General features: G+C 68.3%; 15 protein-coding genes. 5 read left to right on the top strand and 10 right to left on the bottom strand.

Annotated elements, in window-relative coordinates; all coding sequences use genetic code 11:
* Positions 1 to 116: 116 nt before the first annotated feature.
* Positions 117 to 590: a bifunctional nuclease family protein gene (locus FB561_RS13005; RefSeq protein WP_145806407.1), complete on the bottom strand. Its 474-nt coding sequence runs from the start codon at positions 588 to 590 to the stop codon at positions 117 to 119.
* A 235-nt stretch (positions 591 to 825) separates the two neighbouring features.
* Between FB561_RS13005 and FB561_RS13010 the strand changes: the two genes are divergently transcribed.
* The 3 genes from FB561_RS13010 to FB561_RS13020 all read left to right on the top strand — a co-directional run bounded on the left by FB561_RS13010 (position 826) and on the right by FB561_RS13020 (position 3037).
* Positions 826 to 1602: a response regulator transcription factor gene (locus FB561_RS13010; RefSeq protein WP_145806409.1), complete on the top strand. Its 777-nt coding sequence runs from the start codon at positions 826 to 828 to the stop codon at positions 1600 to 1602.
* Between the two features lie 61 nt (positions 1603 to 1663).
* The gene (locus FB561_RS13015) at positions 1664 to 2062 is read left to right on the top strand and encodes a hypothetical protein (RefSeq protein WP_145806411.1); all 399 of its coding nucleotides are present in this window, start codon (positions 1664 to 1666) and stop codon (positions 2060 to 2062) included.
* Positions 2063 to 2215: 153 nt separating this feature from the next.
* Complete coding sequence (locus FB561_RS13020; RefSeq protein WP_145806413.1) at positions 2216 to 3037, top strand: hypothetical protein; 822 nt, start codon at positions 2216 to 2218, stop codon at positions 3035 to 3037.
* Here FB561_RS13020 and FB561_RS13025 read toward each other — a convergent pair.
* Together FB561_RS13025 and FB561_RS13030 are read right to left on the bottom strand one after the other, a co-directional pair.
* A complete protein-coding gene (locus tag FB561_RS13025) occupies positions 3024 to 3905 on the bottom strand; it encodes an NUDIX hydrolase (protein ID WP_145806415.1) in 882 nt (293 codons plus the stop codon). The genes FB561_RS13020 and FB561_RS13025 overlap by 14 nt on opposite strands.
* A 55-nt stretch (positions 3906 to 3960) precedes the next feature.
* Positions 3961 to 6120: an RNA degradosome polyphosphate kinase gene (locus tag FB561_RS13030; protein WP_145806417.1), complete on the bottom strand. Its 2160-nt coding sequence runs from the start codon at positions 6118 to 6120 to the stop codon at positions 3961 to 3963.
* 76 nt (positions 6121 to 6196) lie between these two features.
* On the opposite strand from FB561_RS13030, the gene FB561_RS13035 reads away from it, so the two are divergent.
* Complete coding sequence (locus tag FB561_RS13035; RefSeq protein ID WP_238334793.1) at positions 6197 to 7270, top strand: alpha/beta hydrolase; 1074 nt, start codon at positions 6197 to 6199, stop codon at positions 7268 to 7270.
* A 13-nt stretch (positions 7271 to 7283) separates the two neighbouring features.
* On the opposite strand, the gene FB561_RS13040 is transcribed toward FB561_RS13035, so the two are convergent.
* From FB561_RS13040 to mshD, 5 genes are all read right to left on the bottom strand, one after another.
* Positions 7284 to 7901 carry a DUF6318 family protein gene (locus FB561_RS13040; protein WP_337692304.1) on the bottom strand — a complete coding sequence of 206 codons (618 nt, stop codon included), beginning with the start codon at positions 7899 to 7901 and terminating at the stop codon, positions 7284 to 7286.
* Positions 7898 to 8593: a DUF6318 family protein gene (locus tag FB561_RS38590; RefSeq protein WP_337692305.1), complete on the bottom strand. Its 696-nt coding sequence runs from the start codon at positions 8591 to 8593 to the stop codon at positions 7898 to 7900. Before FB561_RS38590 ends, FB561_RS13040 begins: the two co-directional genes overlap by 4 nt.
* Positions 8511 to 9248 carry a PKD domain-containing protein gene (locus FB561_RS13050; RefSeq protein ID WP_145806423.1) on the bottom strand — a complete coding sequence of 246 codons (738 nt, stop codon included), beginning with the start codon at positions 9246 to 9248 and terminating at the stop codon, positions 8511 to 8513. The genes FB561_RS38590 and FB561_RS13050 overlap by 83 nt, the downstream gene beginning before the upstream one ends.
* Positions 9249 to 9433: 185 nt before the next feature.
* On the bottom strand, positions 9434 to 10030 hold the full coding sequence (locus FB561_RS13055) for a DUF6318 family protein (protein ID WP_145806425.1): 597 nt from the start codon (positions 10028 to 10030) through the stop codon (positions 9434 to 9436).
* A gap of 196 nt (positions 10031 to 10226) precedes the next feature.
* Positions 10227 to 11141 (bottom strand): mycothiol synthase, encoded by a 915-nt coding sequence (mshD, locus tag FB561_RS13060; RefSeq protein WP_145806427.1) that lies wholly within the window; start codon positions 11139 to 11141, stop codon positions 10227 to 10229.
* Positions 11142 to 11363: 222 nt separating this feature from the next.
* Here mshD and FB561_RS13065 point away from each other — a divergent pair, with 222 nt between their 5' ends.
* Positions 11364 to 13034: a bifunctional metallophosphatase/5'-nucleotidase gene (locus FB561_RS13065; protein ID WP_238334795.1), complete on the top strand. Its 1671-nt coding sequence runs from the start codon at positions 11364 to 11366 to the stop codon at positions 13032 to 13034.
* A gap of 83 nt (positions 13035 to 13117) precedes the next feature.
* Here FB561_RS13065 and FB561_RS13070 read toward each other — a convergent pair whose 3' ends face one another.
* Together FB561_RS13070 and FB561_RS13075 are read right to left on the bottom strand one after the other, a co-directional pair.
* Positions 13118 to 13429: a hypothetical protein gene (locus FB561_RS13070; RefSeq protein WP_145806431.1), complete on the bottom strand. Its 312-nt coding sequence runs from the start codon at positions 13427 to 13429 to the stop codon at positions 13118 to 13120.
* Between the two features lie 111 nt (positions 13430 to 13540).
* A complete protein-coding gene (locus tag FB561_RS13075; protein ID WP_145806432.1) occupies positions 13541 to 14251 on the bottom strand; it encodes a response regulator transcription factor in 711 nt (236 codons plus the stop codon).
* Positions 14252 to 14371: the final 120 nt, after the last annotated feature.

Consider the following 14371-nt stretch of genomic DNA (forward strand, 5'->3'; position numbering starts at 1 on the left):
GCGACGTCTGGCGTGCCGCCAGGAGGCCAACAGGTGAACTGCGTTAAGAGTCGTGACTCTGCGTGAGATTCAGGCGGAATCGGTCACGCTTGGCCGGGCTTCCCGGCTACTCTCCGTCAGCTGGAGAAGTCCTCCGGGGCGACGCCGTCGAGGAACTTCCGGAACCGCTCGAGCTCGGCCTGCTCCTCCTCCGGCGTGGCCACGCCGGCCTCGCGGAGGACCTGCTCGGTGCAGCGGATCGGGGTACCGAGCCGGACCGCGAGGGCGACCGAGTCGCTCGGCCGGGCCGACACCCGGGCGCCGTTGGCGAGCACCAGTTCGGCGTAGAAGACGGCGTCCCGCAGCTCGACGATCTCGACCGCCTCGATCTGGACGCCGAACGCCTCGATCAGGTCGCGCATCAGGTCGTGGGTGAGCGGCCGGGACGGGCGCAGGCCCTGCTCCTCGTACGCGATCGCGGTCGCCTCGACCGACCCGATCGAGATCGGCAGGTACCGATAGCCGTCGGTCTCGCGCAGCATCATCACCGGCGCCCGGTTGGGGGACTCCATCCGGATCCCGATCAGCGTCAGCTCTCGCATCGTCGTCATGGGTGCGACCTCGAACCTCTCCGTCCGCCGGCGCCCGGTGGGACGTCCGGCCTCCTCGTAGGAACATACCCGCAGACGCTCACCTCATCCGGCTCCCCCGGCGGCTGTTCCAGGAACGTCGAACCGATTGTGCCTGACCAGGGGCCGTCGCAGAATGTCGAGGCCCGATGACACACCGTGCTTCATCGGTGCGCGCCCGGCCGGTGCGGCCGGACCGGCGAGAGGAGCTGGTGGCGTGAGGCCGACAGGGTGCGTGACCGTGACGGCGCCGACGGGACCGGCCGGTGTGCTGGTCGTGGTGGCGGACCCGGTGGTCCGGGCCGGGATCAGGGCGCTGGTCGGGGAGCACGCCCGGACCGAGGTGGCGGGCACGGCCGACAGCGTCCGGACCGCGGCGGCGGCGATCAGGCGGGACCATCCGGACCTGGTGCTGGTGGACTCGGTGCTGGTCGACTCGGCGCCGGGTGGCTCGATCGGCGAACTCGTGACCGTCTGCGCGGAGGGTGCCGCGGTTGGAGAGCGGCCGCGGGTGGTGGCGCTGGTCACGGGGGAGGCTCCGTCGCTGGCCAGGGTGCGCGGGTACTTCGCGGCCGGCGTCGACGGGATCGTGTCGACGGCCGAGGACATCGGCGACAGCCTGTTGGCGGTCCGCAGTGGGCGGGCGGCGGGTGGCTGGATCAGTCCGACCCTGGCCGCTGAGATCCTGCGCCGGACCGAGCCACCACCGAAGCCGGCGGTCGCCGAGGTGGCTGTTGCTCTGAGCAACGTGACCCCGAGTGAGCACGCGGTGTTGCGATTGGTTGCTGATGGCAACACGGACCGGGAGATCGCGACCCGGTTGCACCGCAGTGAGCGGGTGGTGAAGTTCCACGTCTCGAACCTGCTCGCGAAGCTGCAGGCGCGGAATCGCGCGCACCTGGTCCAGCTGGCCGTTCGGTCAGGGTTGCTGCCGGTGCACTGTCCTTGCGGACAGGCCGCAGGTGTCCGATCGACACGGGACGTGGCGTCCTAGCTCCGGTTGACTCTTGCCAGTGGCCGTGGACGGCCGCAGGACAACGACAGGGAGTGGGACCATGCGCGCAATCACCAAACTCACCCTGGGCATCGTCGCGACGGGGGCCTTGGGCGTCGCCGGTGCGGCCGTCGCGACCGCCGATCGCGGCGACGGACTGCTCGCCTGCAACTCGGGCGAGATCTGCTTCGCCGAACACGCGAACGGCTCCGGCGGCCAGCGGCACTTCTACTACGGCTCGGCCAACCACGCTGCCGAGGGCAACTTCCACAACGGTGTGCCGTTCTACCACAACGCCAGCGCGATCATGAACCGCGACACCGTGAGCGCGGTCTGCGTGACCGAGTCCGGCGACTGGGTGAACGACAGCTGGCAGTTCCCGGCCCGCTCCACCACCTGGTCCGCGTTCGCGTACGACCTGAACGACGAGAACGGACGGCACACACGCAGCGCCTGCTGACCGGATCGACCACCTCGCAAGGTCGCGGGGACCGGGCCGGGGCCGGTCCCCGCGGTCGTTCGACTGGTCTGGGAGGACCTGGTGTTCCGAATCGCGGTGATCGTGCTCGGGCTGTTCGGATTGGTTGCCTGTGGCACTCGACAACCTGTTCCGGTGACGGCCGAGTTGCCGCCGTTGCCGGCCGGGGCGAAACCGTTCGAGCTGTTCCGGCGGGCCGATCTCCAGCAGGTGGAGAAGGCGGATCTCGTGTTGTTCACCGACTGCCTCGCCGCGGCCGGCTATCCCGAAGAGCGAGCCGTCGCCACCGGACCGGGCGCGGTGGCCGTCGCGCTGCTGCGGCCGGTGGTGACTCCGCGGACCGAGGTGGAGGCGCGCCGGTACGGATTCGGTGCGCCCGCGTCCGCCGTACAGGCTGAGGTGGTTCGCAAGGACTCGGCGTTCTACCAGGTGGCATCGCAGTGCGAGCAGTCGGCGCGGGCGCAGTTGGGTGATCCGCGCGAGGTGGGTGCGCTGCGGGACCGGTACACCGAGCTCGGCAACGCGCTCGTCCAGGATCGGGCGAAGCGGGTGACGGCGATCCTGACCGACTACGGCACCAGGTTGTCGGCGTGCTTGGCCGGACGGGGGTACGCGCTGCCTGCGGGGCGGACGTTCGACGCGCGCGGTGACCTCTCGCAGTACGGAATCATCCGTGGCCACCACGACCCGGTACCGACGCCTGCACGATCACCGGGAGGGGTGGAGATACGGCCGGCGATCCCGGCTCGCGCTTATCGGCCGAGCCAGGCCGAGGTGGTGTTCGCGCTGGCCTTCGTACGGTGTGGTGTCTCGACCGGGTTGTTCGCGGAGCTGGACCGGTCCGAGCGGGCGATCGAGCAGGAGATCGTGGAGCGGCACGTGGCCGAGTTCCACGGGCTGAACCCGCGGATCGAGGCGCTGGCTCAGCGTGCGGCCGAGGTACTCAGGGACCGCTGAAACGTTCGGGGACCAGGCGGCCGTTGCCGATGCGGTGCGCGACGAGGAACGCGCCGGGGGAGAACTTGCCGACCCGCAGACCGAGCTCCCGCGCCACCGCGGGCAGGACGGGGCGGTGCGAGCAGATCACGGTGATCTTCCCCGGCTTCCACACCCGCCCGGCCAGTCCGGTGAGCCCGGTCGGGTCCGCCTCGTAACCGCGCTCGGAGATCTCCGGGAGCAGGTGGATGTTCTTGCCGGTGAACGCGGCGTACGGCGCTACCGTGGCGGCGCACCGTTCGGCGTCACTGCTCATCACCCTGTTCACGCCCAGCGCCTCCAGGACGGGGACGAGCTGGTCGGCCGCCACCATGCCCCGGTCGGTCAACGGGCGGGCTGTGTCCTTGCCGGACCAGTCCTTCCGCTTCGTCGCCGGCGTGTGCCGCAGCAGTACGACCGTGGAGACCACGGGGATCACGGCTTCGAGGTTGTTCAGGATGTCGACGTCGCGGGGATAGCTGAGCCGTTTGGCCGCCTTGTCCACGCTGAGCCACTCCAGCTGGTCCACCTCGTCGTTCGGCTCGAACCCGCGTTCGTCGTCCAGGACCTGCGCGGACCAGTAGTGCACCAGCTTCGGCACGGTGCCGCCGTTCTTGCGGACCTCGTACCGCTGGACGCCGACCGGCGGGCCGAGGACGACCGACTGCCCGGTCTCCTCCTCGATCTCGCGTCTGGCGGCCACCAGGACGTGCTCGTGCGGAGTCAGCTTGCCCTTCGGCAGGGACCAGTCGTCGTACCGGGGGCGGTGGACCAGCAGGACCTGCCGGGTGCCGCGGCGCTCACGCCAGACGACGCCACCCGCGGCGATCACGGTCGCCGGGTTGCTCATGTCGGTTGACCTCGTGGGTGTTCGAGTCGGTTGACCTCAGCCCTACAGCCCGACCTTAGGTGATCGGGTCCGTCTGCCGGCGGCGGCCACGCGTAGCGATCAGCCGTTCCTGCAGATCGCGCAGCGGTTCGCCGTCGGGCCCGGTCAGCTTGGCCTCCCAGGTGTCGTCCGGCAGCAGCCACCAGGACCCGGTGCGCTCGTCGAACCCGAGGTCGAACAGCTCCCGCAGCTCGGCGACGTGGTCCGGTTCGCGGAGCTGGACGAGCACCTCGACCCGGCGGTCCAGGTTGCGGTGCATCAGGTCCGCCGAGCCGATCCACACCTCCGGCTCACCACCGTTCTCGAACCAGAAGACGCGGCTGTGCTCCAGGAACCGGCCGAGGATGCTGCGGACCCGGATGCTGTCCGACATCCCCGGAACCCCGGGCCGGATCGTGCAGATGCCGCGGATCCACAGATCGACCTGGACGCCGGCCTGGGACGCGCGGTACAGGGCGTCGCAGGTGGCCTCGTCGACCAGGCTGTTCACCTTGATCCGGACCCGGGCCGGGCGCCCGGCGAGATGGTGCTGGATCTCCCGCTCGATCCGGTCGACCAGACCCCGGCGTACCGACTGCGGCGCGACCAGGAGCCGGCGGTACCCGGTGGTGCGGGCGAAGCCGGACAGGTGGTTGAACAGGTGGGCCACGTCCTCGGTGACCGCGGTGTCGCTGGTCAGCAGGCCGAGGTCCTCGTACATCCGGGCCGTCTTCGGGTGGTAGTTCCCGGTGCCGATGTGAACGTAGCGGCGCAGCCCGTCCGGCTCGTCGCGGACCACCATCGACAACTTGCAGTGCGTCTTCAGCCCGATCACGCCGTACACCACGTGGCAGCCCGCGTGCTCCAGCTGACGGGCCCACTTGATGTTCGCCTGCTCGTCGAACCGGGCCTGGATCTCGACCAGGACCAGGACCTGCTTGCCCGCCTCGGCCGCGTCGATCAGCGCGTCCACGATCGGCGAGTCACCGCTGGTCCGGTACAACGTCTGCTTGATCGCCAGCACGTGCGGGTCGGCCGCGGCCTGCTCGATGAACCGCTGCACCGACGTGGAGAACGAGTCGTACGGGTGGTGCACGAGCACGTCGCGCTGCTTGAGCGCGTGGAACATGTCGGCCGGGTTCGAGGTCTCCACCTCGGCCAGGTGCGGGTGCGTCGACGGGACGAACCCAGGGTACTTCAGCTCGGCCCGGTCCAGCGAGGCGATGTCGAACAGGCCGCGCAGGTCCAGCGGGCCGGGCAGCTCGAACACCTCGGACTCGGTCACCCCGAGCTCGGACAGCAGCAGCGCCCGGACCTGCGGGTCGATCGACTCCTCCACCTCGAGCCGGACCGGCGGACCGAACCGGCGCCGCAGCAGCTCCTTCTCGAGGGCGGCGAGCAGGTTCTCCGCATCGTCCTCCTCGACCTCCAGGTCCTCGTTGCGGGTGACCCGGAAGGTGTGGTGCTGGGTGACCTCCATGCCCGGGAACAGCTGGCCCAGGTGGGTCGCGATGACGTCCTCGAGCGGGACGAACCGGCCCTCGGCGACCTGGACGAACCGCGGCAGCAGCGGCGGTACCTTGACCCGGGCGAAGTGCTCGCCGCCGGTGTCGGGGTTGCGGACCACCACGGCCAGGTTGAGCGAGAGGCCGGAGATGTACGGGAACGGATGCGACGGGTCGACGGCGAGCGGTGTCAGTACGGGGAAGACGCGTTCCCGGAAGAACCGGGTCATCTCGTCCCGCTCGGTCTGCTCCAGCTCGTCCCAGCGCAGGATGTCGATGCCGACCTCGACCAGCGCCGGCTGCACCACCTTCCGCCAGGTCTCGGCCTGCCGGTCCATCAGCTCGCGGCTGCGGCTGAGACTGCGCTCGAGCACTTCGCGCGGCAGCAGCCCACTGGCGGACCGGACGGCCACCCCGGCCGCGATCCGCCGTTTCAGACCCGCGATCCGGACCATGTAGAACTCGTCCAGGTTGCTCGCGAAGATGGCCAGGAACTTGGCCCGCTCCAGCAACGGGACCCGGTCGTTCTCGGCCAGTTCGAGCACTCGCTGGTTGAACGCGAGCCAGCTCAGCTCACGATCCGAGAACCGGTCCATCGGCAGATCGCCGGCCTCCGCGATGTCGTACGGGGGCTCGACGTCGTATTCCCGGTTGTGCGACGCCAACAAGTCTCCAGCCACGTCGTCCAGCATCGCATTGTTTGGTGAACTGTAGGTTGCGGCAGGCATGTCAGCACGAAGGCAGCCATTGTTGCTAGCGTCACTCCCTGTGAACCGACGACTGGATTCGCTGCTGCGGTCGACCCTCGGTAACGCCGTGGGCGCGGTCCAGGGCACCGCTCTGCGCCCGATCACCGCGCTCCCACCGGCCGTCCGCCGCCGCCTCGCCGGGGCCCCGATCCAGATCGACGGCAACGTCCTCGACCCCGATCTGCGGCTCCTGATGCGGATCGAGGCCCTGCTGCCCGGAACCGGCAAGAAGCAGTCCGTCGAGTCCGCCCGCGCCAACCTGCTCACCCTGACCAAGCTGGTCGCCGGCCGCCCCCGCGAGGTCCACCGCGTCACCGACCTGACCGTCCGCGGCGCCGACGGCCAGCTCGGCGCCCGCCTCTACGTTCCCCGGGATGCGGGCGACGGCCTGCTGGTCTTCTTCCACGGCGGCGGCTGGGTCGTCGGCGACCTGGAGACGCACGACGCGTACTGCCGTGACCTGGCCGTCGAGGCGCAGACCCGCATCCTCAGCGTCGACTACCGCCGAGCCCCCGAAGCCGAAGCCCCGGTAGCCGCCGAAGACGCCATCGCCGCGTTCACCTGGGCCGCCGAACACGCCGCCGACCTGACCGTCGACCCCGCCAAGATCGCCGTCGGCGGCGACAGCTCAGGCGGCAACCTGGCCGCCGTGGTCGCCCAGCAGTGCGTACTCCGCAACCTCCCGGCCCCGGCCTTCCAGCTCCTCATCTACCCAGCCGTCGACCTGGCCGCCCGCCGCCCCTCCCGAGACCTCTTCGCCGAAGGCTTCTTCCTCACCGAAGAAGACATCATCTGGTACCGCGACCACTACACCCCAGACCCCGAGCTCCGCCCCGACCCCATCGTCTCCCCGATCCACGGCCCCGGCGAGAACCTGGCCCCCGCCCACATCGTCACAGCCGGCTTCGACCCCCTCCGAGACGAAGGAGCCGACTACGCCACCCACCTGACCAGAGCCGGCACCCCCACAACCCACCAGAACGAACCAGCCATGCTCCACGGCTTCGCCAACATCCTCGCCCTGGGCGGCGAAACCAGAGCAGCCCAACTCCGCATAGCCCAAGCCCTGAAACAAGCACTCAACCCAGAGTGAGGTCGGGCGTTCGTCATTCCTCGACTTCGACCTCGTACATCACCCAGTTGCCGTTGGCGGCCGACAGGGTAAACCGCCAGGTCTGGGTGGATGATCGCCTGCGCACGGGCGCGGCAGTCGGGGCCGTCCGCTCGGTGTAGTCGCCCGTCCGGATCCTCACAGTCCCACCAACTCGACCGGACGAGCCTGTGAAGAGGCCGTCCACGGCGACGAGGTGGTCCACGTAATCCCCCGAGAGACCACCGTTGCTGCCATTGGTCGTCTTCAGATAGTCGGCAGTACCAGCGCACCCAAGGCAACCTTCGTCGCTCGCGGCAAGCAGCGGATCCACGTCACCGGTCGCGTAAGCGTGATTCAGCAACTGAACGTAATACCCAACGAACGCCTCAGCGGCGGGCATCGCGAGTCCTACGGCTGCTCCCGGCCGACTCGGTGGCGTCACAGCAGCTTGGGAGGAGCCGGCCGCGGCCGACGGAGTACCAGAAACCTGGGAGTCGGCCGGAGCATTCGTACAGGACATCGGGATGCAAACAATCATGAGCAAGCTGACGGCCTTTGCCGCAGTCAGGAGTACCGATCTGGACAGACGACGCAATGCCGGTGCCTGGAAGAGCAAGCCAACACGAATCATTGGCGAATCAGCTTCATCTCATACATGATCCAGCGGCCAGCCACGGGCGACAGTGCGAACTGACGCACGAAGGTTTCGGGTCGATGCGAAACAGCCTCGGAATCGCCGGTTGCCTTGCTGGAGTAGGCGCCGACGGCGACGGTCACCGAACCGCCTAGCCGGCCGGTGGTGCCTAGCTTCAGCTTGGGCTCACCGATCCGCTCGCGATAGTCGCCGACCAGGCCGTTGTTCCGTGCGTTGGTTCTGACCACGAAGTCCGCGTACAGCCGACAGCGCCTGCATCCTGGATCGCTCTCGGCCAACATCGGACGCGTGTCACCGGTCTCGGACGAATAGTTCAAGAGGTCTGTGTAATAGCGGACAAACGCAGTACCTGCAGCTAGAGACAGACCGTGAGCTGCACCTGGCCGCACGGGCGGCTGAACTTTCGTGGGATCGGCCGTCGGCGCCGCAGCGGGTGTGTCCGTGGTCGACGCGGCCGCTCGGGAATCGCTGGAACCCGATTCGTCATCCGAGCAGCTGGCCAGGGCACAGACTGCGAGGGTCGCGAGAAGCTGGGCAACGCTCCGCCGGACAACCGCGCCCGTCGTACCTTGGTCAGTCATCCGTTCAGTTCGACGGCTCAACCAGTACCGGAACGGCTTCCCGCACCTGCAGCGGAGTACCGGGACCCGTGATCGGTACGGTCCCATCCACGTACTGCCACCCAGTACCGGCAACGTTGAACCGCGCCGCGTAGTTGGTGGTCAGCCGCACGCTGACGGCCGCCCGTTTCAGGTACTTGTGGGTGATGTCCTTGGCTGGATGAGGCCGCCCCGGCGTGGTGGTCGTCAGCGTCTTCCCATCCCCGAAGCTCCACGTATAGCTGACCGGCGTCGCCTCGACCACAACGGGGAATCCGAGGAGTTCGACTGTTGCCATCGTGACCTGGCCCCGATCGGTGTAGACGATCGTTGCCAAGTTCACGAGCGTTCGCCCGGACGGCTGGACCTTGACGCCAAGGCCGGGGAAAGCGACCGCCTTGGATGCGGTTAGAACCTGTTCCCACGTCACGTCTTCAGGCCGCGGACGCGGGACGACCGCTGTCGTCGGAGTTGGCTCCTGCGGCTGGTCCGGTTCGTACGGTTGGCAACGGGTCGGACCCGGCGTTGTGCCGTCGGGGCCTACTCGCCCGCAGATCCCGATGTTCAGTCTGAGATCTCCGCTTGGGGTGAACTTCGTCAGAGTTCGTGGCGTCATCCGCTCCGGCTTCGCTTCCTTCGCGGCTGCCGTCTTGGTCACCTGCGCCTTGTTCTGCTGACCTTTACGGTTGAACCGGCTCTCAGTCCGACGCTGTGCGTCAGCCACGACGCCCTCTCTGGTCGGCTTGACAACAACCTTGGGGGACGTAGTCGCGGCAGCGGCGGGCAAACCTGAGACCGCGCCGTGTGCGGCAGGGACCGCGGACGCGACAATCGCACATACGAGGACGACAGCGCCGCACGTTGCGCCGATTGCCAGCGCTACGGGGACCGAAAGGCAGATCTTCGTCCTCATTGCGCCTCTTGCCTCAGCTCGTACATAACCCAGCTTCCGCCCTGCGCCGAAAGCGCGACCTCGCGGGTGTAAGTCGTTGCTGGGGTCGTAAACGGGCTCGCGGACGGCTTGTCGCGGCTCACGTACTTTCCAATGGTGACTACAGCCGAGCCCCCGAGTCTGCCGTTAGCGCCTCGAACGAGCTCGGAGACCTCGGTGACGTGTTCGTAGTAGTCACCAGTCAGCAGACCATTGGCCGCGTTCGACTTCTTCACGAAATCGGCGTACGCCTTGCATGCCTCACAGCCCGCGTCGCTGGCGCCCAGCATCGCGGATACGTCGCCGCTGTCCGACGAATAATTCATCAGGTCGCTGTAGTAGCGAACGAACGCCTCGGCGGCTGCCAGCGACAATCCTTGGGCCGCCGCAGGGCGCTCAGGCGGCTTACCAGGGGACTTTGTCACCGGGGTACTGGCGGAGGCAGAGCTTGCTGCCGTGGACGGCGCAGCAGTATCCGGGCGGCCCGCCTCTGGGCTGGAGGAAGTGCAGGCGGTCAGGCCTGCCACGGCCAATGATGCTGTCATCAGCAGTTTGAGGCGGTTGCGGTTAGTCACGTTTGTCAGCCCTCCGTAGTCGGGACTGATCGTAACTGGGGACGGGGTGCGGTGGGTTGGGGTTGTGGATAAGTGCTGGGGCCAGGAGCCGCCCGGCTGGGGGGTGAGAGGCTCGGACGGCTCCTGGTTGCTGGTGGGACGGGGGTGGGGGCGGTTTATGACGCTGGTTCTTGGGGTTGTTTGGTTGTGATGGCGCTCACGCCTGCGTCGGGGCGAACTGGACGTCCAGGTTTGCGGTTGCGAATCCGAGCTTTTCGTACAGAGCTCGGGCCGCCGTGTTGGTCCCGTCCACATACAGCACGACCGCGTCCAGGGCTCGGTCTTCTTGCAGGTGATGGAGGCCTTTCAGGGTGAGGGCCTTGCCCAGTCCGGTGCCCTGGTACTGCGGGGCGACACCGACCACGTACACCTCTCCGACGCCCTCTTCGACCTTGGTCCAGTGGAAGCCGGCCACATCGCCTGTCCTCGCGTCGACGGCGAGGAAGAAGCCGGCCGCGTCGAACCACGGTTGGTGGAGGCGGTCCGCCAGGTCGGAGTGGGTCCAGCTTCCTTGCTCCGGGTGGGTGGCGAAGGCGCTGGCGTTGACCGCGAGCCAGGCCGCGTCGTCCTCGCCCGGGACGAACGTGCGTACCTCGATGCCGTCCGGCCAGGTCGGTTCGGGGAGGGGTGCGGCTTCACGGCGGAGGAAGTAGAGCTCGCGGGTCACTACGAGGCCGAGGCGGGTCGCCAGTTCGTCGGAGCCGGGGAGGCGGCCATGGGCCCAGACCTTCAGGCGGGAACCTCCGTGGTCCTGGAGGAGACGGAGGAGCGCGGTACCGGTGCCGTGCCGTCTCGCGTGGGGTGCGACCACGAGTTCGGCGGAGCCGTCGGGGCCCAGGTACGCGTAGCCGATCAGGTTCTCGGCGGTCTGCAGGCCGGAGACTTCGAGGGTGCCGGGGTCGCCCGCGTACGCCAGGACGTGCAGGTCACCGTGGTGTTCGCCGTCCAGGTGCAGGAGGGTTTGCTCGGACAACGGGTTCACGCCGTCGCTCTGTGCGGCCAGGCGGGCGAGTTCGGTGACGGCGGCGGCGGTGGCCGAGGGCAACGGTGAGGGAACGGCTTCGAGGGTCACATGAGTACCGTAAAAGGTCCTGTCGAGTTCATGGTCGAGACCTTGGAGAGGGCGCGCCGCGTCGGATAGCTTGCCGGAACCGCACACCCGCGGTACCGAACCGACGACGGAGTAGACATGGCCTTCACAGGACGAGACAGGAAGTGGCTGCGGAGACCACGGGCCATTGGCCTGCTGGCCGCCGGTGCCGCTGTGGCGCTCGGCTTGGCCACGGGGGGAACCGTGACCCAGGCGGCGACGGCGAAACCCAAGCCGACGCACACCCAGATCCAGCTGCTCGCACTCAACGACTTCCACGGGAACCTCGCGCCCAACCCGGCGACCAGTTCCAGCGGCAACGTCAACGGCACGCCGGCCGGTGGCGCGGAGTACCTCGCGACCCACCTGCGGCAGCTGCGTGCGGGCGCGGAGGCGCAGGGGCAGGAGTCCGTGACGGTCGCCGCGGGTGACCTGATCGGCGCCTCGCCGTTGCTGTCGGCCGCGTTCCACGACGAGCCGACCATCGAGGCGATGAACGCGATGGGCCTGGACGCCGCGTCGGTCGGCAACCACGAGTTCGACGAGGGCTGGCACGAGCTGCTCCGGATGCAGACCGGTGGCTGTCTGAACGACGGCGACGGGCAGAACAACCAGAACTCCTGCCCGGACCCGAAGGCCAAGTTCAAGGGCGCCAAGTTCGACTACCTGTCGGCGAACGTGTTCTTCGAGAACACCCAGCGCACCCTGCTCGACCCGTACACGGTGAAGAAGTTCAAGAACGGGCAGAAGATCGCCTTCATCGGGATGACTCTCGAGGACACCCCGAACATCGTCACCAAGGCCGGCGTCGAGGGGCTGTCGTTCACCGACGAGGTGGCGACCGCGAACGCGCTGGTGCCGAAGCTGCGCAAGCAGGGCATCGAGTCGATCGTGGTGCTGCTGCACGAGGGCGGCCTGCCGAGCGACCCGCGCGCCTTCAACAGCTGCCCGGGGATCTCCGGCCCGATCACCGAGATCGCCAAGAACCTGGACCCGGCGATCGACGCGATCGTCTCCGGCCACACCCACCAGGCGTACAACTGCTCGATCAACGACCCGGCCGGCAAGCCGCGCCTGGTCACCAGCGCGTCCTCGTTCGGCAAGGTCGTCACCGAGGTGCGGCTGAGCATCGACAACAAGACCAAGGACGTCGACCGGCTGAACACGCTGGCCAACAACCGGATCGTCACCCAGGACGTGCCGAAGGACCCGGCGATCAGCAAGCTGATCACGAAGTACCAGACCTTCGTCGCCCCGATCCAGAACAAGGTGATCGGCCACATCACCACGCCGTCGGTGGTGCGGACGCCGGACGACTCGCAGGAGTCGCCGCTGGGCAACCTGATCGCCGACGCGCAGCTCGCCGACCCGTCCACGGTGACGGACGGCAAGACCCCGGTGGTCGCGTTCATGAACCCGGGCGGCATCCGCGCCGACCTGGCCTCGGACAGCGGCGCGGTGACGTTCGGGCACGCGTTCACGGTGCAGCCGTTCAACAACTACCTGGTCTCGATGGACATGACCGGGACGCAGCTGAAGGCGTTGCTGGAGCAGCAGTTCTCCGGCCCGAACCAGGCCGCGAACAAGGTCCTCCAGGTCGCCGGCATCACCTACACCTGGAACCCGGCCGCCGCGCCGGGCTCGAAGGTGGTCGCCGGCTCGATCAAGATCGCGGGCCAGCCGCTGGTCGACGGCACGACGTACCGGATCGTTACGAACAACTTCCTGTCCGACGGCGGTGACGGCTTCCCGGCCTTCACCACGGCCACGAACAAGTTCTTCGGCGGTCTCGACATCGACGCCTTCTCCAGCTACCTGACCGCCCACGACCCGTACACCCCGGTGGCGACCGACCGCATCAGCATCGGTTCCTGACGGGTACTGCGTGACGCGCGCCCGGGCTGCTTCTCGGTGGCCCGGGCGTCGCTTTCGGGGCGGGGTTCCGGCCGCTGGAGAGCTCAGAACAGGAACTTGAGCGCCACGAGGGCGAAAGCTGCCGCGGTGAGGAAGGCGGCGGCGCCGGAGCCGAAGCCGCGGCGGAAGGCGGTGACGAACACGCCGAGGGTGACCGGGATCAGCATGATCAGCAGCGTGAGCGCACCGGCCCGGACGCCGACGTGGTCACGGCCGGACAGGACCAGGCCGAGGATCATCGCGAAGGTCAGGCCGAGCCAGGTGAGGGTACGGATCGGGCCGTCGGACGGAGCGCTCCGGTGCGAGGCGTGAGCAGCACCACCACGTCGGTGCGAAGTCTGGGCAGCGTGTGCCATCGGTGACCTTCCGTGAATGAAGCGAATACGCAAGGTAGCACCCTCGAGACGCTGCGGTCCAAGGCGTTCGCGTCACCGGTCCAGGCCGGAAATCCCCCGCTCCGGCGAAGGTCAAACGGTCGTGTCGGCGGTCTCGCGCTCTTTGCTGGGCGGGACGACGAAGCGGTAGCCGACGTTGCGGACCGTGCCGATCAGGGATTCGTGCTCGGGGCCGAGCTTGGCGCGCAGGCGGCGGACGTGCACGTCGACCGTCCGGGTGCCGCCGAAGTAGTCGTAGCCCCAGACTTCCTGGAGGAGCTGCTCGCGGGTGAAGACGCGGCCCGGGTGCTGGGCGAGGAACTTGAAGAGCTCGAACTCCTTGTACGTGAGGTCGAGCGCGCGGCCGTTGAGCTTCGCGGTGTACGAGGCCTCGTCGATCACCACGTCGCCGCTGCGGATCAGCGAGGTGTCGGGGTCCTCGTCCTTCGCGGCGGCCAGCCGGCCGATGACGAGCCGGAGCCGGGCCTCGATCTCGGCCGGGCCGGCGGTGTCGAGCAGGACGTCGTCGGCGCCCCAGTCCGCGTTCACCGCGGTGAGGCCGCCTTCGGTGACGACGAGGATCAGCGGGACGTCGATGCCGGTGGTCCGGATCAGCCGGGACACGCTCCGGACGGTGACCAGGTCGCGGCGCGCGTCGAGCAGTACGGCGTCCGCGTCGGGGGCGTCCACGAGGGCAGCGACCTCGGAGGGCAGGATCCGGATCTGGTGGGGCAGCAGGGCGAGCGACGGCAGTACCTCGGTGGAAGCCTGCAACGCGTTCGTCAGCAGCAGCAACGTGCTCACGCTGTCTCCTTGTGCTGGTTGTCGGAACCGCGGTCGGCGATCCGGTCCTGATGCACGTCAGGCCCCTGCGGCGTCATTGCCGGGGGCCCGAGACACACTGAAAATGAAGAGCAAGCTGAC

Origin of the sequence: Kribbella amoyensis (genome assembly GCF_007828865.1) — a bacterium.
GTDB classification, from domain to species: domain Bacteria; phylum Actinomycetota; class Actinomycetes; order Propionibacteriales; family Kribbellaceae; genus Kribbella; species Kribbella amoyensis.

Coding starts and splice junctions, on each gene's coding strand:
- FB561_RS13005 (WP_145806407.1), bottom strand. CDS start 590: ATGACGACGATGCGAGAGCTGACGCTGATCGGGATCCGGATGGAGTCC.
- FB561_RS38590 (WP_337692305.1), bottom strand. CDS start 8,593: ATGGGACCGTACCGATCACGGGTCCCGGTACTCCGCTGCAGGTGCGGG.
- FB561_RS13040 (WP_337692304.1), bottom strand. CDS start 7,901: ATGATTCGTGTTGGCTTGCTCTTCCAGGCACCGGCATTGCGTCGTCTG.
- FB561_RS13025 (WP_145806415.1), bottom strand. CDS start 3,905: ATGAGCAACCCGGCGACCGTGATCGCCGCGGGTGGCGTCGTCTGGCGT.
- FB561_RS13015 (WP_145806411.1), top strand. CDS start 1,664: ATGCGCGCAATCACCAAACTCACCCTGGGCATCGTCGCGACGGGGGCC.
- FB561_RS13070 (WP_145806431.1), bottom strand. CDS start 13,429: ATGGCACACGCTGCCCAGACTTCGCACCGACGTGGTGGTGCTGCTCAC.
- FB561_RS13030 (WP_145806417.1), bottom strand. CDS start 6,120: ATGCTGGACGACGTGGCTGGAGACTTGTTGGCGTCGCACAACCGGGAA.